This is a genomic window from Jatrophihabitans sp. (assembly GCF_036389215.1).
Lineage (GTDB): Bacteria > Actinomycetota > Actinomycetes > Mycobacteriales > Jatrophihabitantaceae > Jatrophihabitans_A.
The window spans coordinates 1-22,440 of the sequence record NZ_DASVQG010000027.1; the positions used below are offsets into that span (position 1 = coordinate 1).

General features: G+C 69.7%; 19 protein-coding genes and 1 pseudogene. 14 read left to right on the forward strand and 6 right to left on the reverse strand.

Features of this window, described 5'->3' with window-relative positions; all coding sequences use genetic code 11:
• The coding region (locus VF542_RS01005) for a glycogen debranching N-terminal domain-containing protein (RefSeq protein WP_408649842.1) at nt 1-895 on the reverse strand (895 nt) is incomplete at its 3' end.
• An 88-nt stretch (nt 896-983) separates the two neighbouring features.
• Here VF542_RS01005 and ligA point away from each other — a divergent pair.
• On the forward strand, nt 984-3,083 hold the full coding sequence (gene ligA, locus VF542_RS01010) for an NAD-dependent DNA ligase LigA (protein WP_408649843.1): 2,100 nt from the start codon (nt 984-986) through the stop codon (nt 3,081-3,083).
• Between the two features lie 11 nt (nt 3,084-3,094).
• On the opposite strand, the gene VF542_RS01015 is transcribed toward ligA, so the two are convergent.
• Nucleotides 3,095-3,760 carry an ACT domain-containing protein gene (locus VF542_RS01015; protein ID WP_408649844.1) on the reverse strand — a complete coding sequence of 222 codons (666 nt, stop codon included), beginning with the start codon at nt 3,758-3,760 and terminating at the stop codon, nt 3,095-3,097.
• A gap of 107 nt (nt 3,761-3,867) precedes the next feature.
• Between VF542_RS01015 and gatC the strand changes: the two genes are divergently transcribed.
• The 5 genes from gatC (at nt 3,868) to VF542_RS01040 (ending at nt 8,091) form a co-directional block, all read left to right on the forward strand.
• Nucleotides 3,868-4,179 carry an Asp-tRNA(Asn)/Glu-tRNA(Gln) amidotransferase subunit GatC gene (gene gatC / locus VF542_RS01020; RefSeq protein WP_408649845.1) on the forward strand — a complete coding sequence of 104 codons (312 nt, stop codon included), beginning with the start codon at nt 3,868-3,870 and terminating at the stop codon, nt 4,177-4,179.
• On the forward strand, nt 4,179-5,726 hold the full coding sequence (gene gatA / locus VF542_RS01025) for an Asp-tRNA(Asn)/Glu-tRNA(Gln) amidotransferase subunit GatA (RefSeq protein ID WP_408649846.1): 1,548 nt from the start codon (nt 4,179-4,181) through the stop codon (nt 5,724-5,726). The genes gatC and gatA overlap by 1 nt, the downstream gene beginning before the upstream one ends.
• Entirely contained in the window at nt 5,723-7,234 is a 1,512-nt protein-coding gene (gene gatB, locus VF542_RS01030; RefSeq protein WP_408649847.1) for an Asp-tRNA(Asn)/Glu-tRNA(Gln) amidotransferase subunit GatB, read from the forward strand. The genes gatA and gatB overlap by 4 nt, the downstream gene beginning before the upstream one ends.
• Nucleotides 7,235-7,306: 72 nt before the next feature.
• Complete coding sequence (locus tag VF542_RS01035) at nt 7,307-7,777, forward strand: pyridoxamine 5-phosphate oxidase (protein ID WP_408649848.1); 471 nt, start codon at nt 7,307-7,309, stop codon at nt 7,775-7,777.
• Between the two features lie 89 nt (nt 7,778-7,866).
• Entirely contained in the window at nt 7,867-8,091 is a 225-nt protein-coding gene (locus VF542_RS01040) for a hypothetical protein (RefSeq protein ID WP_408649849.1), read from the forward strand.
• Between the two features lie 57 nt (nt 8,092-8,148).
• On the opposite strand, the gene VF542_RS01045 is transcribed toward VF542_RS01040, so the two are convergent.
• Nucleotides 8,149-9,426 carry a PQQ-dependent sugar dehydrogenase gene (locus tag VF542_RS01045; RefSeq protein WP_408649850.1) on the reverse strand — a complete coding sequence of 426 codons (1,278 nt, stop codon included), beginning with the start codon at nt 9,424-9,426 and terminating at the stop codon, nt 8,149-8,151.
• A gap of 80 nt (nt 9,427-9,506) precedes the next feature.
• On the opposite strand from VF542_RS01045, the gene VF542_RS01050 reads away from it, so the two are divergent.
• Nucleotides 9,507-10,463 carry a 2-hydroxyacid dehydrogenase gene (locus VF542_RS01050; RefSeq protein WP_408649851.1) on the forward strand — a complete coding sequence of 319 codons (957 nt, stop codon included), beginning with the start codon at nt 9,507-9,509 and terminating at the stop codon, nt 10,461-10,463.
• Between the two features lie 49 nt (nt 10,464-10,512).
• Here the strand turns inward: VF542_RS01050 and VF542_RS01055 are convergent, their stop codons facing one another.
• Complete coding sequence (locus VF542_RS01055) at nt 10,513-10,893, reverse strand: PH domain-containing protein (protein WP_408649852.1); 381 nt, start codon at nt 10,891-10,893, stop codon at nt 10,513-10,515.
• A 32-nt stretch (nt 10,894-10,925) separates the two neighbouring features.
• Between VF542_RS01055 and ilvD the strand changes: the two genes are divergently transcribed.
• Nucleotides 10,926-12,623: a dihydroxy-acid dehydratase gene (gene ilvD / locus VF542_RS01060; RefSeq protein WP_408649853.1), complete on the forward strand. Its 1,698-nt coding sequence runs from the start codon at nt 10,926-10,928 to the stop codon at nt 12,621-12,623.
• 15 nt (nt 12,624-12,638) lie between these two features.
• Here the strand turns inward: ilvD and VF542_RS01065 are convergent, their stop codons facing one another.
• Complete coding sequence (locus VF542_RS01065; RefSeq protein ID WP_408649854.1) at nt 12,639-13,520, reverse strand: CAP domain-containing protein; 882 nt, start codon at nt 13,518-13,520, stop codon at nt 12,639-12,641.
• A 498-nt stretch (nt 13,521-14,018) separates the two neighbouring features.
• Here VF542_RS01065 and VF542_RS01070 point away from each other — a divergent pair, with 498 nt between their 5' ends.
• From VF542_RS01070 to VF542_RS01095, 6 genes are all read left to right on the forward strand, one after another.
• Nucleotides 14,019-15,806 carry an acetolactate synthase large subunit gene (locus tag VF542_RS01070; protein ID WP_408649855.1) on the forward strand — a complete coding sequence of 596 codons (1,788 nt, stop codon included), beginning with the start codon at nt 14,019-14,021 and terminating at the stop codon, nt 15,804-15,806.
• Between the two features lie 129 nt (nt 15,807-15,935).
• Nucleotides 15,936-16,460 (forward strand): acetolactate synthase small subunit, encoded by a 525-nt coding sequence (gene ilvN / locus VF542_RS01075; protein WP_408649856.1) that lies wholly within the window; start codon nt 15,936-15,938, stop codon nt 16,458-16,460.
• A gap of 137 nt (nt 16,461-16,597) precedes the next feature.
• Nucleotides 16,598-17,632 carry a ketol-acid reductoisomerase gene (gene ilvC, locus VF542_RS01080; protein ID WP_408649857.1) on the forward strand — a complete coding sequence of 345 codons (1,035 nt, stop codon included), beginning with the start codon at nt 16,598-16,600 and terminating at the stop codon, nt 17,630-17,632.
• Nucleotides 17,633-17,765: 133 nt separating this feature from the next.
• Nucleotides 17,766-18,788, forward strand: a complete 1,023-nt coding sequence (locus VF542_RS01085) for a 3-isopropylmalate dehydrogenase (RefSeq protein ID WP_408649858.1) — start codon at nt 17,766-17,768, stop codon at nt 18,786-18,788.
• A gap of 39 nt (nt 18,789-18,827) precedes the next feature.
• Entirely contained in the window at nt 18,828-20,399 is a 1,572-nt protein-coding gene (gene cimA / locus VF542_RS01090; protein ID WP_408649859.1) for a citramalate synthase, read from the forward strand.
• A 193-nt stretch (nt 20,400-20,592) separates the two neighbouring features.
• Nucleotides 20,593-21,924 (forward strand): HNH endonuclease signature motif containing protein, encoded by a 1,332-nt coding sequence (locus VF542_RS01095; RefSeq protein ID WP_408649860.1) that lies wholly within the window; start codon nt 20,593-20,595, stop codon nt 21,922-21,924.
• Nucleotides 21,925-21,928: 4 nt separating this feature from the next.
• On the opposite strand, the pseudogene VF542_RS01100 reads toward VF542_RS01095, so the two are convergent.
• Nucleotides 21,929-22,440: pseudogene (locus VF542_RS01100) on the reverse strand (hypothetical protein); the annotation flags it as partial.

Consider the following 22,440-nt stretch of genomic DNA (forward strand, 5'->3'; position numbering starts at 1 on the left):
GCCGGCGGGCCAGCGTGCGCAGCGTGCCGGCGGCCAGTTCGGTGCCCAGCGGCAGCACCATCCGGGCCGAGATCAGGCAGTCCCGGCCGAACAGGGTCAGGTACCACGGTGCCCCGGCGCCGAGGAAGTGATCCTCCGGTGCCTTCGGGTCGGCCAGTTCCAGCGCGGCGAGGTCGGCCACCGACTGCGCGAGAAGGCTCCCCAGCCGCGGGTCGCCGGCCCGGACCGTCGGCACCGCCAGCTGGGACGGGCCGGTGGGGGCGCTCACCACCGGCGGCGCCGGGTCCGTCACGGTGTAGCTCAGCTCGATCAGCGCGGTGTCGCCGGGGCCGAGCTCGACGTCCCAGCTGAGCGTGGCCGGCTCCGGCGCGATCTCGGCCGGAAGCGGCGCCGCCGTGGCGCTGACCCGGATGCCGGTCGTGCCCGTCCAGCTGAGGCCGTCGGGCTGCCCGGTAGCGGCAAGCGGGGGACTGGTGATGCCGGCCTTGACAGCGGCCATGCCGGCCAGGTCGCAGGCCAGTTCGAGGGTGAGCCTGGCCGTCACCGGCTGCCGGGCGGCAGAGGTGAGGGTCACGGTTTCGGTGGCCGCCGTTCCCGACACGGCCCGGCAACGCTCGACCCACACGGTGGGGTCCGCCCCCGGGTCACCGAGGCCTCGCACGACCGACACGCTTCGAGTGGCGCTGGAACCGGTGAGTTCGCCCGAGATCGGTGCCAGCTCGGCGCCGGTGACCGTGAGCACGGACCGGGACAGGATGCGCCGGTCGGCGAGGTAGATCCCCTGCACGCCGCTGCCGCGCAACTGGCCGTCCGGATCAGCCAGTGCCAGTGCCGGTGCCCGCACGCAGGCGAGCAACTCGTGCAGGTACGGCTGCCGGCCTGCCGTGCTCGTCATCAACCGCGCTCCTCTGCCGTTCTGGTTCCCTCCTCGCCAGCCTGCCAGCTGCCGCGAAACTGTCGGCGCCGGGCGGTAACTTGAACGCGTGACGACAGCCGATGACAGCCCACCGGACAGTGCCGAACTCACAGCAGCCCGCCAGCGCCATGCCGAGCTGTCCGAGCAGCTGACCGACGCCGCCTACCGGTACTACATCGCCAACGCGCCGACGCTCTCCGATGCCGACTACGACGCTCGGATGCGGGAGCTGCAGTCGATCGAGGACCGGTTCCCCGAGCTGCGGACACCGGATTCACCGACCCAGCGGGTCGCCGGTGACTTCTCCTCGCAGTTCGCTGCGGTGCAGCACCTGGAACGGATGCTGTCCCTGGACAACGCCTTCACCCCCGATGAGCTTGCTGCCTGGCTGGTCCGGGTGGAACGCGAGATCACCGCCCCGAGCTTTCTCTGCGAGCTGAAGGTCGACGGCCTGGCGATCAACCTGGTCTACGAGCGCGGCCGGCTGGTGCGCGGAGCAACCCGGGGCGACGGCCGGACCGGCGAGGACGTGACCGGCAACGTCCGGACGATCGCCGCCATCCCGGATCGGCTGACCGGCACCGACGTCCCTGACGTCATCGAGGTGCGCGGCGAGGTGTACTTCCCGCTCACCGAGTTCGCGAACCTGAACGCCCGGCTGGTCGCCGAGGGCAAGGTCCCCTACGCCAATCCACGCAACACCGCGTCCGGGTCGCTGCGCCAGAAGGACCCGCGGATCACCGCCAGCCGCAAGCTCCAGATGGTGGTGCACGGGGTCGGACACGTCGAGGGCGGCCCCAGGGTCGAGACCCAGTCCGAGTGGTATGACCACCTGCGGCAGTGGGGCCTGCCGACCTCGGGGCGGGCCAAGGTGGTCGCCTCGATAGCCGAGGTGACGGACTACATCGAGTACTACCGCGAGCATCGCCACGACGTCGAGCACGAGATCGACGGCGTGGTGGTCAAGGTCGACTCCCTGTCGATGCAGCGCCAGCTCGGCTCTACCAGCCGGGCGCCCCGGTGGGCGATCGCCTTCAAGTACCCGCCCGAAGAGGTGAACACCAAGCTGATCGACATCCAGGTCAACGTCGGGCGCACCGGCCGGGTGACCCCGTTCGGGCGGATGGAGCCGGTGGTCGTGGCCGGTTCCACGGTCGAGATGGCAACCCTGCACAACGCCAGCGAGGTGGCACGCAAGGGCGTGCTGATCGGCGACACGGTGGTGCTGCGCAAGGCCGGTGACGTCATTCCGGAGATCCTCGGCCCGGTGGTCGCGCTGCGCGACGGCTCCGAGCGGCCGTTCGTGATGCCGACCCACTGCCCCGAGTGCGGTACCGAGCTGCGTCCGCAGAAAGAGGGGGATGCCGACATCCGGTGCCCGAACCACCGGTCCTGCCCGGCCCAGCTGCGTGAGCGGCTGTTCCACGTCGCCGGCCGGGGAGCCTTCGACATCGAGGTGCTCGGGTACGAGGCGGCGGTGGCGCTGCTCAAGGCCGGCCTGGTCACCGACGAGGGCGACCTGTTCTCGCTGACGGCCGCCGACCTGGCGCGTTCGGACTTCTTCCGCCGCAAGGACGGCGAGCTCGCCGCCAACGCCCGCAAGCTGCTCGACAACCTCGAAGCGGCCAAGACCCGCCCGCTGTGGCGAGTGCTGGTGGCGCTGTCGATCCGGCATGTCGGGCCCACCGCGGCGCAGGTGCTGGCCCGCGAGTTCGGCTCCATCCAGGCCATCGCGGAGGCCACTCCTGAGCAACTTGCCGCTGCCGAGGGCGTCGGGATGACCATCGCCGAGTCGATCCACGAGTGGTTCTCGGTCGACTGGCACCAGGAGATCGTCAAGAAGTGGGGGGCTGCCGGCGTCCAGCTGGAGGAGGAGCGGGTGATCGACACCAGCCCGAAGCCGTTGGCCGGCCTTGCCGTGGTGGTCACCGGGTCGCTGGAGAACTACAGCCGGGACGAGGCCGCTGCCGCGATCACCAGCCGCGGCGGCAAGGCAGCCGGCGGGGTGTCGAAGAAGACCGCTTTCGTCGTCGTGGGCGACACCCCCGGCAGCAAGTACGCCAAGGCCGTCGAGCTCAAGGTCCCGATCCTGGACGAGGACGGTTTCACGGTGCTGCTGGAACAGGGACCGGAGGCCGCCACCGCGGTCGCGAAGATCGGGGACTGAGCAGGCTCCGCTCAGGAGGGGTGGTTCGGGTAGAGCACCGTCGCCCCGATCGACGCCAGGTGCGACAGCCGGATGATCTCGCTGGCGAGCCAGCGCAGCGCCGGCCGGCCGACCAGGATTGCCTTCGTGCCGAGCGGCACCACCGCCAGTTCGGTCCCCAGGTTGGTCCAGGCCGATGGCGCCCAGTCCTCGTCGGCATCCAAGGCCCGCGACGGGGTGGGCGGCCACCAGGGCGTCGGCAGGGTGTCGATCTCGGGCGCGGCGGAGCTGCGGGCGATCACCCTTGACGGGCCACCCTCGACCTCCGGGGCCTGCAGCACCAGTGCCCAGCCCGAGCGGAACAGCCGGCAGACGCCGTCGGCCAGCACGCTCGGGGCGTCGTCGGTACTGATCGCCAGCTTCTCCAACAGTTCCAGCTCGCGGAACGGGTCGATCACCCCGGCGTACGGCCGGATCGACTCGACCCGGACGCCCGGCACGCTGGCGGCGGCGGTCACCAGGGAGTCGGCCAGCTTGTCCGACGGCAGCTCGACCACCAGATCATCGGTGGCCTGGCCGCCCGAGCGCTCGACGATGTCGACGCTGAGAATGTCCCCGCCGGCGTGGCCCAGCGCGGACGCGACCGCACCGAGCGCGCCGGGGCGGTCGGGCAGGACCACGCGGATCAGGAAGGACACCCGCACAGTGTGCCGTGCGCAGGTGACTCCAGTGTTACGCGCGCCGAGCGGCGCAGCGCCGAGGGCACGTCCGGCCACCAGCCGCCCCAGCCCTAGACTCTGCAGTCGTGCCTGACGATCGATCGACCCTGACCCGCGACGAAGTCGCCCACCTTGCCCGGCTGGCCCGGCTGGCGGTGACCGAGGACGAGCTTGACCTGTTCGCCGGCCAGCTCGACGTCATCCTCGGCGCGGTGGCCCGGATCGGTGATGTCGCCGCCGCTGACATCGAGCCGACCTCGCATGCGGTGCCGCTGCAGAACGTGCTGCGTCCCGATGGTGTCGCACCGTCCCTGCCCCGCGACGCGGTGCTGGCAGGTGCCCCCTCGGTGGAGGACGACCGGTTCCGGGTTCCCCAGATCCTGGGGGAGGAGGAGTAGTGAGCGAGCTCTTCGAACTCAGCGCCGCCGAAACCGCCGCCAGCATCGCCGCCGGCCACGCCAGCGCGGTCGAGGTCGCCCAGGCCCACCTGGACCGGATCTCCGACGTGGACAGCGACGTCCGGGCCTTCCTGCACGTCGATCCCGAGGGTGCGCTCACGGCGGCCAGGGCGGTCGATGAGCGGCGCCGGGCCGGTGAGCCGCTGGGCCCGCTGGCCGGCGTCCCGCTGGCCATGAAGGACGTCGTCGTCACCAAGGGCCTGCCGACCACGTCCGGCTCGAAGATCCTGCAGGGCTGGATCCCGCCCTACGACGCGACCGTGACCCGCCGGGTCCGCGAGGCCGGCATCGTGATGCTGGGCAAGACCAACATGGACGAGTTCGCGATGGGGTCCTCCACCGAGAACTCGGCCTACCAGGTGACGCGCAACCCATGGGACCTGTCCCGGGTGCCGGGCGGCTCGTCCGGCGGCTCGTCGGCGGCGGTGGCGGCCTTCGAAGCGCCGCTGTCGATCGGCACCGACACCGGTGGCTCGATCCGCCAGCCGGCCGCGGTCACCGGCATCGTCGGCCACAAGCCCACCTACGGCGCGGTCAGCCGGTACGGCCTGATCGCCTTCTCCTCCTCACTCGACCAGGCGGGCCCGTTCGGCCGGACGGTCGAGGACACCGCGCTCTTGCACCAGGTGCTGGCCGGGCATGACCCGCTGGACTCCACCTCCATCCCGCAGGCCGGCCCCGATGTCGTCACCGCCGCGCGTGAGGGCGCCCGGGCAGATCTGTCGGGGATCCGGGTCGGCATCGTCACCGAGCTGACCGGGGCGGGTGGCGGTTACCAGGAGGGCGTGCTGGCCTCCTTCCGGAACGCGGTGGCCATCCTGCGGTCCCTGGGCGCCGAGGTCGTCGAGGTGTCCTGCCCGCACTTCGACTATGCCCTGGCGGCCTATTACCTGATCGCGCCCAGCGAGGCGTCCTCGAACCTGGCCCGCTTCGACTCGGTGCGCTACGGCCTGCGGGTGGGTGATGACGGCAGCCACTCGCTGGAGGAGGTCATGTCCCTCACCCGCGAACAGGGTTTCGGCGCCGAGGTGAAGCGCCGCATCATGATCGGCACCTACGCGCTCTCCTCGGGGTACTACGACGCCTACTACGGCCAGGCGCAGAAGGTACGCACCCTGATCGCCGCCGACTTCACCCGGGCGTTCGAGCAGGCCGACGTGCTGGTCTCGCCGACCTCGCCGTTCGTGGCGTTCGGCGTCGGCGAGCGGGTCGCGGACCCGATGGCCATGTACGTCAACGACCTGTGCACGCTGCCCGCCTCGCTGGCCGGCACCCCGGCGATCTCGGTGCCGTGCGGCCTGTCCGACGAGACCGGACCGGCCTTGCCGGTCGGTTTGCAGATCATGGCGCCGGCGATGGCCGATGACCGCTGCTACCGGGTGGGCGCCGCCTTCGAGGCGGCTTACATCGCTGCCCATGGCCACATCTTGAAAGGCATGCCCCGACTGGGTTCGGTCGGGGCCGGCGCGGACGGAGCCGCACGATGACAACCCAGACCGCCGGGGTCAGCGCCTACGACGAGGTCCTGACCAGGTACCAGCCGGTGTTCGGCCTGGAGACCCACGTGGAACTCGGCACCGCCTCCAAGATGTTCTGCGGGTGCTCGACCGAGTTCGGCGCCGAGCCGAACAGCCACACCTGCCCGGTGTGCCTGGGCATGCCCGGCGCGCTGCCGGTCATGAACGCCGCGGCCATCGAGTACACGATCAAGATCGGGCTGGCGCTCAACTGCACGATCGCCTCGTGGTGCCGCTTCGCCCGCAAGAACTACTTCTACCCCGACATGCCGAAGAACTACCAGATCTCCCAGTACGACGAGCCGATCTGCGGCGAGGGCCACCTCGACGTCGAGGTGAACGGCCAGACGGTGCGGATCGGCATCGAGCGGGTGCACATGGAGGAGGACACCGGCAAGAACACCCACGTCGGCGGCGCTACCGGGCGCATCCACGGCGCGGACTACTCGCTGGTGGACTTCAACCGGGCCGGCATCCCGCTGGTGGAGATCGTCACCAAGCCGGTCCCGGGGACCGGTGCGATGGCGCCGGAGGTGGCCCGGGCCTACGTGGCCGAACTGCGCGACATCCTGCGCACCCTCGGGGTGTCCGACGTCAAGATGGAGCAGGGCAGCCTGCGCTGTGACGTCAACACCTCCTTGACACCGGCAGGTTCATCGGAGTGGGGTACCCGCACCGAGACCAAGAACGTCAACTCGCTGCGCAGCGTCGAGCGGGCGATGCGATCGGAGATCATCCGGCAGGCCGGCATCCTCGACGCCGGTGGCCGGATCAAGCAGGAGACCCGGCACTTCCAGGAGACCACCGGCCAGACCCGGTCCGGACGCAGCAAGGAAGAGGCCACCGACTACCGGTACTTCCCGGAGCCCGACCTCGTTCCGGTCGCGCCCGCGGCCGACTGGGTCTCCCAGATCCGGGCCTCCCTGCCCGAGCTGCCGGCGGCCCGGCGCAACCGGCTGCGTTCCGAACTCGGGCTCAGCGCCGAGGAGTTGCAGTCCCTGGTGAACGCCGGGGCCGTCGACGCCTTCGCCGACACCGTCGCCGCCGGCGCGCCGGCCGCCGAGGCTCGCAACTGGTGGCTGGGCTACCTGTCCCAGCTGGCCAACGCGCGCGAGGTCGAGGTGTCGGCGCTGGCGATCACGCCGGCGCAGGTGGCCAAGGTGATCGAGCTGGTGGGCACCGGCACGCTGTCCACGGCGCTCGGGCGGCAGGTGGTCGATGGTGTGCTGGACACCGGTGCCGGCGTCGAGCAGGTGATTGCCGAGCGTGGCCTGGCGGTGGTCTCGGACACCAGCGCGCTCACCGAGGCGGCCGACGCCGCGATCGCCGCCAACCCCGATATCGCCGAGAAGGTGCGCGGCGGCAAGCTGCCGGCGGTCGGGGTGCTGGTCGGCTCGGTCATGAAGGCCACCCGCGGGCAGGCCGACGCGGCCACCGTCAAGGCGATCCTGCTGGAGCGGCTGGGCGTGTCCGGCTGAGCCGTGCCGGTGGGTTCCAGCTCTCTGTCCGGCCCGGTCGGCGGTGTCGGTGCCCGCTGATAGAAACCGACCATGGCCAGCTGGCAGGAACTGACGCGAGACGCCCCCGAGTTCGCCGCCCGGATACAGGCCGTATTCGACGCGGGCACCAACAAGACGCTGGCAACACTGCGCCGGGACGGCTCGCCGCGGATCAGCGCCAGCGAGCTGAGCTTCGCCGGTGGCCAGGTCAGCCTGGGCATGATGCCCCGGTCGGTCAAGCTGGCCGATGTCCGCCGGGATCCCCGGGTCGCGGTGCACTCACCGACCCTCGAGCCGCCGAAGGACCTGGCCGGCTGGCTCGGTGACGCCAAGCTGGGCGGCGTCCTGGTCGAGGCCGAGCCGCCGGACGAGCAGCATCCCGAGGCCGCGTTCTTCCACCTGGACATCACCGAGGCGGTGCTGACCTACGTCACCAACTCCCGGCCGGACGGCCCGGTGGACCTGCTGGTGATCGAGTCCTGGCATCCAGGCATCGGCCACCGGCGGCGCAGCCGGGACTGACAGGCTTCCCGGTCGTGAACTCGGTTACCCCGCCGGGCAGCGTCGACCAGCAGTTTGGAGGCAGCGGCCCGATCGGACAGACTCGATGGATGGCAAAGGACAAGTCCGAATCAGATACCAGCTCCGATGATCACGTGGCCGGCAGCAGGGCTACCGGCGGCGTCGACAACCCTGGCGCGCCTGATCAGGCAAGCACCACCGGGACCAGTCCCACGCCTGAGTTCGTCGGGCGGGTAGCCGGCACCGATGAGAGCGATATCGGCGAGAGCGGCGCCGAGGCCCGGGCCGAGGCTGCCAGACAGGGCAACGACTGAGCGCCCTGCGGGCGCAGCACCGAAACTCAGCCCAGTACCGAACCGGGCTGAGGCTCGTCAGGTGACCGGGCTCGCCGTGCTGTCCGACGGCGAGATGCGGATGACCCGGTCGTCATCGGGGATCGGCTTGCCGTGGCCGTCCCGGTTGCGGGTGGTCAGCCACAGCGCTCCGTCGGTGCCGGCCACCACCCCGCCCAGCCGGCCGTACCTGTTCTGCAGGGTGCCGGTGAAGGCGCCCAGGGTGTTGCGCCGGGCCACCTCGCTGACCGCCAGCGACTTGCCGGTGGAGGTCGCCACGAACAGCCGGTTCGCCAGCAGCGCGCAGCCGCCGGCACCGCTGCTGGCCGGTGGCAGCGTCTTGGCCGGTGGCACCGAGGCGGCGTCGTCGCCGGGCCAGCCGTAGTCGGCTCCCGCCCTGATCACGTTGGCCTCGTCGAGCGAGTGGGACGTTCCGGGGGCTTCGGCCGAGATCGCGATCCGCAGGCCGGTCCGCAGGTCCACGCACAGCCCGTCGACGCTACGCAGGCCCCGGGCGTAGATCCGCGAGCCGGGCACCGGGTTGTCCGCCAGCGGCCGGCCGATGTCGCTGGTGCGCAGGATCTTTCCGGCCAGGCTGGTGGGCGAGGCCGCCAGCGCGGGCCGGCCCGCGTCGCCGGTGCCGGTGAGCAACGCGCCGGTGGCGTCGAAGGCGATCCGGCCGGCATTGCCGGTCCGGCCCCTCGGAATGCCGGCGATCACCGCCGATGGCCGCGAGCCGAGCGAGAAGTGCACGACCCGGTTGTCGGTGGCGGTGCTCAGATAGGCATAGAGCAGCCCGTCCTGGTCGAAGGTCGGTGAGATCGCGAGGTCCAGCAGGCCGCCGTCGCCGCTGCCGTCCACCCCGGGCAGTCGCTGGACCAGGACGGCCGGCTTGCCGGGCACCGGCTGTACCCGCCAGATCCGGCCGGTGGTGCGCTCGGCCACCAGCGCGGTGCCGTCGGGCAGGACCACCAGCCCGGTCGGCTGGTTCAGCTTGGTCGCCACCACGCTGGGATCGGTCACCGGCTCGGTAGTCGAGGGGGACGGTTGCGGAACCCCCGGGCTCGTGCCCGGGCCGCCGGGCGGGTTGCTCGACTCCGACGGGGCCGGCAGGCCGGGCCGCGGCAGCTGGGGCCTCGGGTCGATGTTGCCCTGGTAGTTCTGCTGGGGCACCCAGGTCGGACCGGTGCCGGCCGCGCCGTCGTTGCAGCCGGTGGTGCCGGCGAGGGCAACGGCAGCGGCGGCAGCGACCACCGTCCGGGTCAGCACCCTGCCTGGAGTCAGCACCGCGGTTCGGGTGAGCAGTGTGGGCAACACCGGTCCAGTCTGCCTGCTCGCAGGCCATCACAGGCATCGAAGGCCCGAGTCGGTATCCAGCTCAGGCTAAGTTTGATGGCGTGAGCTCCTTGTGCCTGCCCTCGACAGCCGTGCGCGACCGTGGACTGGCCCTGGCTCGACGGCAGCGGGATCCGGAACCGGAGCTGATCCAGACGCTCACCGGCGCGCTCGTCCACGACCCCGCCCACACGCCCCCGGAGGAGCTGTCCGGCGTCCGGTTCTGGGTGCCGGACTTCCGCAATGCCGATCCGGTCCTCTACCGGGCCGCCGTCGTGGCGATGCCCGAACTCCAGGTGATACAGGCCCAGACGGCAGGCGTGGACGTCCTGCTGCAGATCGTTCCGGACGGGGTCGAGCTCTGCGACGCCCGTGGCGTGCACGGCTCGTCGACCGCCGAATGGGCGCTGACCGCGCTGCTGTCGGTCTTCCGGGAGTTCCCCCGGTTCGAGCGGGCCCGCCAGCAGCGCCGCTGGGACTACTCGGTGACCGATGAGCTGGCCGGCAAGCGGGTGCTGATCGTCGGCGCGGGTGATGTCGGCCAGCAACTCGCCCGCCGGGTCACGGCCTGTGACGCGATCCCCGTCTTCGTCGGCCGGACCGCGCGCGAGGGCGTGCACTCGGTCGCCGAGCTGCCGCAGCTGCTGCCGCAGGCCGACGCCGTGGTGCTGATCGTGCCCAAGACCGACGAGACCGTCGGCATGGTCGACGCCGAGTTCCTGGCCGCGATGCCCGACGGCGCGCTGCTGGTCAACGCCGCCCGTGGACCGGTGGTGGACACCGGTGCGTTGCTGGCGGAGCTGGCCTCCGGCCGGCTGCGGGCCGCGGTGGATGTCACCGACCCGGAACCGTTGCCCTCCGACCACCCGCTGTGGACGGCGCCGAACCTGCTGCTCACGCCGCACGTGGCCGGCTCGGTGCTCGGCTTCGGCGACCGGTTCGCGGCGCTGCTGGTGCAGCAGGTGCACCGCTACCTGCACGGGGAGCCGCTGCAGAACCGGGTGACCGGGCTGTACTGAGCCGTGCCGGGCTGTACTGAGCCGTGCTGGCTGTACTGAGCCGTGCCGGCTACCTGGCGGCTGACGGATCAGGTATCCGGCCGTTCCCGGCGGCGATCAGCGCATCGAGCCTGGTGCTGCGCACGCACGGCAGCTTCAGCTGGCCGCCGGAGGAGTCCACCGCGTACACCGCCCCGGAGCGGTCCAGGCGCAGCCCGGTCAGCTCGTGCCAGCCGACCGTCCGGGATCCGAGGATGGCCCGGGCGTGCACTCCCTGCTCGTCGACCACGGTGGCGGTCCGCGCGACATACAGCGCCGCGACCAGCGGCACCAGGTAGACCAGCGCGAGCAGCTTGGAGTGCACCACCGCCGTGCAACAGAGCGCGGTGAATGCCACGATCAGATAGGCCAAAGCGGGGTGCTTCAGCACGGTGCGACGCGGTGCCGTCATGGTTGCCCAGCCTAGGTCGTAGGCTTTTCGCTGTGACGACGGACCAGCCCAGCAGTAAGCCACGCCACCGCAAGCCGCACTCCGGCGCGGTCACCGACGGTATCGAGCGGGCCGGCTCGCGGGGCATGCTGCGCGCGGTCGGCATGGGCGACGACGACTGGCGCAAGCCGCAGATCGGGGTCGCCTCGTCCTGGAACGAGATCACCCCGTGCAACCTCTCGCTGGACCGGCTGGCCAAGCAGGCCAAGATCGGCGTCCGCGGCGCCGACGGATTTCCGCTCGAGTTCGCCACCATCTCGGTGTCCGACGGCATCTCGATGGGGCACGAGGGCATGCACTACTCGCTGGTCTCGCGCGAGGTCATCGCCGACTCGGTCGAGACGGTCTTCCGGGCCGAGCGGCTGGATGGCGCGGTGCTGCTGGCGGGCTGTGACAAGTCGCTGCCGGGCATGCTGATGGCTGCTGCCAGGCTCGACGTCGCGGCGGTGTTCCTGTACGCGGGATCGACCCTGCCGGGCAGGCTGCACGGCAACGACGTGACGATCATCGATGCCTTCGAAGGGGTCGGTGCCTGCCTGGCGGGCAAGATCACCCGCGCCGAGCTGGACGAGATCGAGCGGGCGATCTGCCCCGGCGAAGGCGCCTGTGGCGGGATGTACACCGCGAACACGATGGCCTCGGCCGCCGAGGCCCTCGGCATGTCGCTGCCCGGCTCGGCCGCGCCGCCGGCTCCGGACTCCCGGCGCGACGCCTATGCCGAGCGTTCCGGAGAGGCTGCCGTGCACCTGGTCGACGCGGGCATCACCGCTCGGACGATCCTGACCAGGCAGGCCTTCGAGAACGCCATCACCGTCGTGATGGCACTCGGCGGTTCGACCAATGCCGTGCTGCACCTGCTGGCGATCGCCAACGAGGCCGGCGTGGAGCTGGACATCACCGACTTCAACCGGATCGGGGACAAGGTCCCGCACCTGGCGGACATGAAGCCGTTCGGCCGCTTCGTCATGACCGACATCGACCGGATCGGCGGCATCCCCGTCGTCATGCGGGCGCTGCTGGATGCCGGCCTGCTGCACGGTGACGCCCTGACCGTCACGGGCCGGACCCTGGCCGAGAACCTGAAACAGCTCGCCCCGCCGGTTCCCGACGGCGAGGTGATCCGGTCGATGGCCAGCCCCATCCACCGCACCGGCGGCATCACCATCCTGCACGGCTCGCTGGCTCCCGAGGGCGCGGTGGTCAAGACCGCGGGGTTCGACACCGACGTCTTCGACGGCACCGCCCGGGTCTTCGACCGCGAGCAGGCCGCGATGGACGCGGTGGCGGCGGGCAGCCTCAAGGCCGGTGACGTCGTGGTGATCCGGTGGGAGGGCCCGAAGGGCGGCCCGGGAATGCGGGAGATGCTCGCGATCACCGGGGCGATCAAGGGCGCCGGCCTCGGCAAGGACGTGCTGCTGCTGACCGACGGCCGGTTCTCCGGGGGCACCACCGGGCTGTGCGTCGGGCACGTCGCACCCGAGGCCGCGGTCGGCGGCCCGATCGCCCTGGTGGCAGACGGCGACCGGATCGTGGTGGACATCGCCAACCGCAGCATCGAGTTGCACGTGGCGGAGCAGGAACTGCAGCGGCGCCGGGCGGACTGGCAGCCGCTGCCGCCACGGTTCAACACCGGGGTGCTGCGCAAGTACGCCCAGCTGGTGGGTTCTGCCGCTCAGGGCGCGATCTGCTGAGCTGCCCAGGCAGGTTCAGGAAAGCCGCGCGAAATCCTCGGTGACCCACACCCGGCCGTGCGCCGGGTCCAGCAGGACGTCGATTCCGACCGCGTTGACGGCGGCAGACAGCAGGTTCTGCCGGCGGCTGTCATCCGGCGGCTGTTCGGCCAGCATCTGCTGCTGCACCGCCAGGGCACCGGCCAGCCCGCTGCTCTGGGCGTTACCCAGGTTCGGGGCGTAACCCAGGCTCTCGGCGGTGAAGCTGGCAGCTACGCCCTGGTTCGCCTGCCGGACCCCTAACGCCGGCTCGTCGCCTACCCGGGACGTGAGCTGATTGGCCGTCGCCATGGCCTGGTTATGGCTGGCGGCGCTGCGCTTCAGGCCGGGGCTCCAGCTCAGCGGGGGTAACCCGGCCTGTTTGCGCGCGGTGTTGAGGGCGCTGAACAGGGCCTGTGCCAGCGCGGTGGGGCTGGAGTCGGGGGCAGGTGTGCCGGGTATGCCGGTTCGCGGGGTGCCGACGGGATGCGCGGGACGCGAGGCGGACGCGCCAGCCACTGACGGCGAGGACGGGGTCGCGATCTGCCCGGGAGTCCGGGATGAGCCCTGGGCTGCCGAGGTGTTCTGGGCCGGGATCACGCTGGCGGCCGGTGGCTGGTACTGGGCAGGGCTGACCGCGGCCGACGGAGCGGAGGACGGCCGCGTTGCGGTGCCGGGAGCGCTGGGCCGGCTCGGTCGAGTGGTCTTGCCGGCTGGCTGGGATGCGGCGCTGTAGTGGCTGTCGGGCACGAGGATCGCGCCGGCGAAGGTCAGTGGCCGCCGAGGCCCGTCCGAATTGGCCATGGCGGCAACGGCAACGGCGCTGATCGCCGTCGCGGCAACCGATAACCACAGCGTGGGGGGCCGGACCGCTGACATGCCGGAATCGTGCCATGCCCCAATAGCAAATGTCAGCAACGAATCGGCGTAAATTCCGGATTACGGTTGCATATGCCTTATAGGACCAACTACTTGTCGGGAGCTGTGTAGGTTCGTCCGCATTCATTTCGTCCCTGCCGCGCCGAGCGGTGGGCGAACTCGATGAAAGGCGTCGAGATCGCGCCGTAACCTCGTTGTGTAGTAAAGGTAAAGTCATGCGAGAAACCCATACCCGCCGCAGTTCCTACCTGGTGAGACGCTGATCCCGAATCTTTGAACGCTTGCCGCGACCGGGTGTAGTGTCGGTGCCATGCAGCATCTCGTACTCATCGACTAGCGCGTCGGCAGCGGCCATCCCGCAGCAGACGCGCAAACCCTTCGTGCCTCGCACGAGGGGTTTTTTGTTGCCACGACGAGATGTTGGACGTCCTAGTAAGTGGGTATTGGCACGATCGCCGAGCAGAGCAAGGGCATACGGCGCCCAGGAAGGAACCGGATATGACGGGGACGCCCGCCTCCGAGCAGGTCACCGGAGCGCAGTCGCTGGTTCGATCGCTGGAAGAGGTCGGCGCCGAGGTGGTTTTCGGCATTCCTGGCGGGGCGATCCTGCCGGCCTACGACCCGCTGTATGACTCCACGAGAGTCCGCCACATCCTGGTCCGCCACGAGCAGGGCGCTGGACATGCGGCAGAGGGTTACGCCCAGGTCACCGGCAAGGTCGGCGTGTGCATGGCCACCTCCGGTCCGGGAGCCACCAACCTGGTCACCCCGATCGCGGACGCCTTTCTCGATTCGGTTCCGATCGTGGCCATCACCGGTCAGGTGCCGTTCCCCGCGATCGGCACCGATGCCTTTCAGGAAGCGGACATCTCCGGGATCACCTTGCCCATCACCAAGCACAACTTCCTGGTCCAGCACGCCGAGCAGATCCCACAGACCATCTCCGAGGCGTTCCACCTTGCCAACACGGGGCGTCCCGGGCCGGTACTGGTCGACATCCCCAAGGACATCCTGCAGTCCCAGACGGTCTTCACGTGGCCACCGGTGCTGGACCTGCCTGGCTACCGCCCGGTGCTCAAGCCGCATGGCAAGCAGATTCGTGAGGCAGCCAGGCTGATCGCCACGTCCCGGCGGCCGGTGCTCTATGTCGGTGGCGGAGTGCTCAAGGCCAGGGCCACCGCCGAACTGAAGCGCCTCGCCGAGTTGACCGGCATCCCGTTGGTGACCACGCTGATGGCTCGCGGGGCGTTTCCGGACTCCCACCCGCAGCACCTGGGTATGCCCGGGATGCATGGCACCGTGGCCGCGGTGACCGCGTTGCAGAAGGCCGATCTGCTGATCGCGCTGGGCACCCGCTTCGATGACCGGGTGACCGGCCGGCTCGACTCGTTCGCGCCGAACGCGGCAGTGATCCACGCCGACATCGATCCGGCCGAGATCGGCAAGAACCGGTTCGCCGACGTGCCGATCGTCGGCGATGCGCGTGAGGTCATCAGTGATCTGGCGACCGCGGTCCAGGCCGAGTACGCCGCCGGCAACCACCGGGACCTGACCGGCTGGTGGCAGGAGGTCGACGGCTGGCGCCAGACGTACCCGCTCGGTTACGAGGAGCCCGCCGACGGAAGCCTGGCCCCGCAGTACGTGATCGAGCGGCTCGGCAAGATCGCCGGTCCCGACACGGTGTTCACTGCCGGTGTCGGGCAGCACCAGATGTGGGCGGCGCAGTTCATCTCCTACGACAAGCCCTATACCTGGCTCAACTCCGGTGGCCTGGGAACCATGGGCTATTCGGTGCCGGCCGCGATGGGCGCCAAGGTCGGCGCGCCCGACACGGTGGTCTGGGCCATCGACGGGGACGGCTGCTTCCAGATGACCAATCAGGAACTGGCGACCTGCGCGATCGAAGGCATTCCGATCAAGGTTGCGGTGATCAACAACGGCAACCTCGGCATGGTCCGGCAGTGGCAGACGCTGTTCTACGACCAGCGCTACTCCAACACCGAACTAGGGACCCACACGCCTGACCGGGGCGGCGAGGTCCGCACCCGTATCCCGGACTTCGTGAAGCTGGCCGAGGCCCTCGGTTGCGTCGGCCTGCGGTGTGAGGCGGCCTCCGATGTCGATGCCACCATCGAGAAGGCGATGTCGATCAACGATCAGCCGGTGGTGGTGGATTTCACCGTCGGCAAGGACGCGATGGTGTGGCCGATGGTGGCCGCGGGCACCTCCAATGACGAGATCATCGCCGCCCGTGGCATCCGCCCCAACTTCGACTCCGGAGTGTGACATGAGCGAGCATCGCAGCGAGGTACGAGCGAGGAGCGGAGCGAGTTCTGCGATGAGCGCTCGCGCGAAGAGCGGGGTTGACATGAGCGAGCATCGCAGCGAGGTACGAGCGAGGAGCGGAGCCTGAGAATGTCCATCCATACGCTGTCCGTGCTGGTGGAGAACAAGCCCGGCGTGCTGGCCCGGGTGTCCGGACTCTTCAGCCGCCGCGGCTTCAACATCGAATCGCTTGCCGTCGGTCCCACCGAGCATCCGGAGATCTCCCGCATCACGATCCTGGTGTCGGCCGAGGGCAACGCCCTGGAACAGATCACCAAGCAGCTCAACAAGCTGATCAACGTGCTCAAGATCGTCGAGCTGGAACCGAGCCAGGCGGTGCAACGCGAATTGCTCCTGGTGAAGGTCCGCGCGGACGAGGGCAATCGCAGTGCGGTGCTCGACATCGTCGAGTTGTTCAATGCCAAGGTCGTCGATGTCAGTCCGGAGGCGCTCACGGTCGAGGTGGTCGGCCCACCCGCGAAGCTGGAGGCGGTGTTGAAGATGATGGAGCCGTACGGGATTCGTGAGATGGTCCAATCCGGCATGGTGGCCCTCGGCCGCGGCCCGCGGTCGATGACCCAGACCGCGTTGCGCGCCGTCGAACGAGCCGGCTGACTCGAAACCGGGCAACATCGACACGCACAGTGCAGCACCACCACAGCACAGCCAACACCGCACGAGAAGCTCAGCACCGCACCAGCAGCAGGCCGTCACCGGGACGGCCCGCTCCGGATGAGAGGGACGCAATTCCCATGGCCATGGAGATGTACTACGACGACAACGCCGACCTGTCGATCGTGCAGGGCCGCACGGTTGCCGTGCTCGGTTTCGGCAGCCAGGGCCATGCGCACGCGCTCAGCCTGCGCGATTCCGGCGTCGACGTCCGGGTCGGGCTGCCCGAGGGTTCCACCAGCCGCGGCAAGGCCGAGGACGCGGGCCTGCGGGTGCTGACTCCGGCCGAGGCCGCCGCGGAGGCCGACCTGATCATGATCCTGGCACCGGACCACAAGCAGCGCGCGCTCTACACCGAGTCGGTCGAGCCCTACCTGCAGGACGGTGACGCGATCTTCTTCGGCCACGGCTTCAACATCCGGTTCGGCTACATCAAGCCGCCGCGGAATGTCGATGTCGCGATGGTGGCGCCGAAGGGGCCCGGTCACCTGGTTCGCCGGCAGTTCGTCGACGGCAAGGGGGTGCCGGTGCTGGTGGCGGTGGAGCAGGATGCCACCGGCAAGGCCTTCGAACTGGCGCTGTCCTACGCCAAGGCGATCGGCGGCACCCGGGCCGGCGCGATCAAGACCACCTTCACCGAAGAGACCGAGACCGACCTGTTCGGTGAGCAGGCGGTGCTGTGCGGCGGTGCCTCACAGCTCGTGCAGTACGGCTTCGAGGTGCTCACCGAGGCCGGCTACCAACCGGAGATCGCCTACTTCGAGTGCTTGCACGAGCTGAAGCTGATCGTCGACCTGATGTATGAGGGCGGAATCGCCAAGCAGCGCTGGTCGATCTCCGACACCGCCGAGTACGGCGACTACGTCTCGGGCCCGCGGGTGATCGACCCGCATGTCAAGGACAACATGAAGGCCATCCTGCGTGAGATCCAGGACGGCACGTTCGCTGCTCGCTTCATCGCCGACCAGGACGCCGGCGCTGTCGAGTTCAAGGCGTTGCGGGCACGGGGCGAGCAGCACCCGATCGAGGAGACCGGACGCAAGCTGCGCGGCCTGATGAGCTGGGTGAACAGCGACGCCGACTACGACTATCACGAGGGAACCGCCGCGCGGTGACTCACCGGGTCACTGTGGCGATGAGCGCTCGCGCGAAGCGCGAGGTTGACATGAGCGAGCATCGCAGCGAGGGACGAGCGAGGAGCGGAGCGAATTCTGCGATGAGCGCTCGCGCGAAGAGCGAGGTTGAACGATGAAATTGGCTGTCGTACCCGGTGACGGCATCGGTGTCGAGGTCATCGAGCAGGCCTTGACGGTGCTCGACGCGGTGGCGCCCGGAGCCGAGAAGACCCGCTATGACCTCGGCGCGCTGCTCTGGCACCGCACCGGTGAGGCATTGCCGGATTCGGTGCTCGCCGAGCTTCGCCAGCACGACGCCATCCTGCTCGGCGCGGTCGGTGATCCGTCCGTGCCGTCCGGAGTGCTCGAGCGTGGCCTGCTGTTGAGGTTGCGGTTCGAACTCGACCACTTCGTGAACCTGCGGCCGGCCAAGCTGTACCCAGGCGTGCGAACGCCGCTGGAGGGCAGGCCCGACATCGACTTCGTGGTCTACCGCGAGGGCACCGAGGGACCCTACGTCGGCAACGGCGGTGCCCTGCGCAAGCACACCCCGCACGAGATCGCGACCGAGGTCAGCATCAACACCGCGTTCGGTGTGGAACGGGTCGTCCGGGCCGCCTTCGACGGTGCCGCCCGGCGGCCGCGCAAGCACCTGACCCTGGTGCACAAGAACAATGTGCTGGTACACGCCGGTGATCTGTGGTTCCGGATGGTCCAGAGGGTGGCCGAGGAGTACCCGCACGTCGAGGTGGCCTACCACCATGTCGACGCGGCAACGATCTACCTGGTGACCGACCCCGGGCGGTACGACGTGATCGTCACCGACAACCTGTTCGGCGACATCCTCACCGACCTCGCCGCGGCGATCGCCGGCGGCATCGGCCTGGCGGCCAGTGGAAACATCAATCCAGCCAGGACCACTCCGTCGATGTTCGAACCGGTGCACGGTTCGGCTCCCGACATCGCGGGCAAGGGGAAGGCGGATCCGACGGCGGCGATCCTGTCGGTCGCGATGTTGCTCAGCCATCTCGGCCACGACGAGGCGGCGGCTCGGGTCGAGGCCGCGGTAGCGGCCGATCTCAGCTCGCGCGACCCCGACCGGCCGGGCAGCACGGGCGAGATCGGCGAGCGGATCGCGTCCACCGCCACGCCCTGATCGCCTGCCAGGCCACACTAGGACCCGGAGAACCACACCATGCTCAGCGATGACTTCCACGTCTTCGACACCACCCTGCGCGACGGTGCCCAGCGCGAGGGCATCAGCTACTCGGTGGCCGACAAGCTGGCAGTGGCCCGGCTGCTGGACTCGCTGGGGGTGGGCTTCATCGAGGGTGGCTGGCCCGGCGCGGTTCCCAAGGACACCGAGTTCTTCGCCCGGGCCGCCGACGGTGAGCTCTCGCTGCGGCATGCGACCCTGGTGGCTTTCGGTGCCACCCGCAAGGCAGGTGTTGCGGTAGCCGAGGATCCCCAGGTACAGGCGCTGCTCGACAGTCGCGCCCCGGTCGTCACGCTGGTGGCCAAGTCTGACGTCTGGCACGTCGAGCGGGCTCTGCGTACCAGCCGGGAGGAGAACCTGGCGATGGTCTCGGACACCGTCGGGTATCTGACGGCGGCCGGCCGGCGGGTCTTCGTGGACTGCGAGCACTTCTTCGACGGGTACGGCCACGATCCCGACTACGGGCTGCGGGTGCTCGACGCCGCTGCGGCGGCCGGCGCCGACGTAGGGGTGCTGTGCGACACCAACGGCGGGATGCTGCCGATGGAACTCTCGGAAGTCGTGTCAGCGGTGGCGGCGCGTACGGGCATCCGGCTGGGCATCCATACCCAGGACGACACCGGCTGCGCGGTGGCCAACACCCTCGCGGCGGTGGCGGCCGGAGTGACCCACGTACAGGGCACCGCCAACGGCTACGGTGAGCGAGCCGGCAATGCGAATCTCTTCTCGGTGATCGGTGGCCTGGTGTTCAAGATGGGCCTGGACGTGTTGCCGCCGGGCACGATCGCCGAAAGCGTCCGGGTGTCGCACGCGATCGCTGAGATCGCGAACCTGGCACCGGACTCTCACGCTCCCTATGTCGGCAGTTCCGCCTTCGCGCACAAGGCCGGCCTGCATGCCTCGGCGATCAAGCTGGGCCCGGAGCTGTACAACCACCTCGATCCCCAGCTGGTCGGGAACAGCCAGCGGATCCTGATCACCGAGATGGCCGGCCGGGCTTCGGTCGAACTCAAATCGGCTGAACTGGGGGTGGACGTCACCAGCCGGCCGGACGTGGTGAGCAGGGTGGTGGACCGGGTCAAGGAGCGCGAGTCGGCGGGTTGGTCCTACGAGGCCGCCGACGCCTCCTTCGAGTTGCTGGTCCGCGAGGAGTTGCAGACCGCCCCCGTGCAGTTCGTCCTGGAGTCTTACCGGGTGATCATCGACCGGCGCGAGGACGGCACCCTGACGACCGAGGCGACCGTCAAGGTGCATGCCGGTGATCGCCGGGTGATCACCACCGCCGAGGGCAACGGACCGGTCAACGCCCTCGACCTGGCACTGCGCTCAGCCCTGGAAGAGGCATTCCCCCGGCTCGCCGATCTGGAACTGTCGGACTACAAGGTCCGCATCCTGCCGGGCAAGCACGGCACCGACGCGACCACCCGGGTTCTCATCGAGACCTCGAACAAGGTGGAGGAGTGGACGACCGTGGGAGTTCATCCCAACATCATCGAGGCATCCTGGTTGGCGCTGGCCGACGCGGTGCGGTTCGGGTTGCTGGAACGCTGAGGTGGCCGGGTTGGCCGGGTTCGCCGGGTTGGCCGGTGGGGTCGGTTGGCCGGTCGGTTTGCCCCGGTCCTGCCCGCTGTGGTTTTCCACAGCTTGCTATCTCCGAGAGTTTGTCAGCCCGTGCCCGCTGTGGGTTTTCCACAGCTTGCTATCTCCACGGAGTTTGTCAGAACCTGCCCCTAGTGTCTGATGCATGGAGAAGCTGACTGACGGCGAGGTTTCGGCAGCGCTCGCCGACGTCGTCGGTGAGCTGTCGCGCTACCTCGGCGATGTCTCGACCGGCCTGTTCGGCAAACTGACCGACGCCGACGTGCTGGCGGAGTTGCACGAGTTCGAGATGCTGCGCCGCCGGCTTGCCGTGATCGATCATGCCCTAATTGCCGAGCTCGGGCGGCGTGCCTTGGCCGGCCGGCTCGTGGTGGCCTCGACATCGGCGCTGCTGCAGGCCGTCCTGCGGCTCTCGCCCCATGAGGCGAAGCAGCGGGTGAGCGCGTCGCAGCTGTGCGGGCCGCGGTGGTCACTCACCGGTGAGCAACTGGAGACGCTACTGCCCGAGGTGGCGGCGGGTCAGGCGGCCGGGATCGTGTCCACCGAGCATGCCCGGGTGATCGCATCGACGCTGGAGGAGCTGCCGAGTTCGGTCGGTCCAGCCGAGATCTCGGCAGCCGAACAGCACCTGGTCGCGGCGGCGGCGCACCTGCAACCCCGTCAGGTCGGTGTCCTCGGGCAGCGGATTCTGGCGCAGTTGAACCCCGACGGCGTGCTGGCCTCGGACGAGGAGCACGCTCGCCATCGGTCGTTGACACTGATACCGCAGGCCAACGGCAGTTACCGGGTGAACGGCCGGTTGACGCCGTCGTGCGGTGCGCTGTTGCTGTCCTGGCTGACTCCTCGATCGGCGCCTCGACCGGCAGCCGAGGAGGCTCACCAGGCCCGCGGGATCGCCGCCGACTCCCGCGGCCATGGTCAACGGATGCACGATGCGCTCGAGGAGCTGGCCGGATTGGCTGTCCGGCGCACCGAACTGAGCGACTCCGGCGCCCCGGCTCACGTGATCGTCAGCATGACTGCCGACCAGCTCCAGAGCCGTGCCGGTTGGGCAGAAACCAGTTTCGGTCAACTGATGACCGTCAACCAGGCGCTGGCGCTGGCCGACGAGGCCGCGATCAGCCTGCTCGTGCGCGATGCCCGTGGCGTCGTGCTGGGCCACGGCCGGACGAAGCGGATCGCCACCCGTGGCCAGACCCTTGCCCTGGTAGCCCGGGATCGGGGTTGCTCGTTCCCCGGCTGCGACAAGCCGCCCGAGTGGTGCCAGCGCCACCACATCGTCTCCTGGGCCGACGGCGGAAGCACCGATCTGGACAACCTCACGTTGCTGTGCCACAACCATCACCGCAACTTCGACGCAGCAGGCTGGCGCTGTCAGTTGCTCGACGGTCTGCCGGCGTGGATTCCGCCCGCCTGGATCGATCCGGAACGAATACCCCGGCGCAACCACCGCATAGAAGAGGGCGGCTTGTCGTGACGGATCAGCCTCGATGGGGTGCGGTGCTGCGCTCGGCTCCCGGGTCCACGCTGCGCTCGGCTCCCGAGTCCACGCTGCGCTCGGCTCCCGGGTCCACGCTGCGCTCGGCCGAGTTCGCGCGGGTCAAGCAGCTTGCTCCGCAGCCGCCCGGTGCACCACTCGACCCGCATACCAGACCGGTGGCGCCGCAGGTCGAACTGTCCGAACCGTGGGTTGAAGTGTCCGAACCGTGGGCGCCCACACCGCCCACACCGGCCGCGCCGCCCACACCGGCCTCACCGCAGGTTGCGCCGCTGGCCTGGACAGCGGCGACGAGCACCTCGTCCAGTCGCTGCTCTCCGGCCGCCACCTCGCTCAACGCGGCCGAGCGGCGCAAGCCCCAGGCGACTCCGAGCAGCACCACAGCCAGCCCCGCGACGAGCAGGCCGGCAAGCGTCCACCCGACGCCGTCCAGCGACGCCGCCAGGATCCCGGCGACCAGCAGCACCAGGCCGAGGGGTGCCAGCGCCAGCGCCA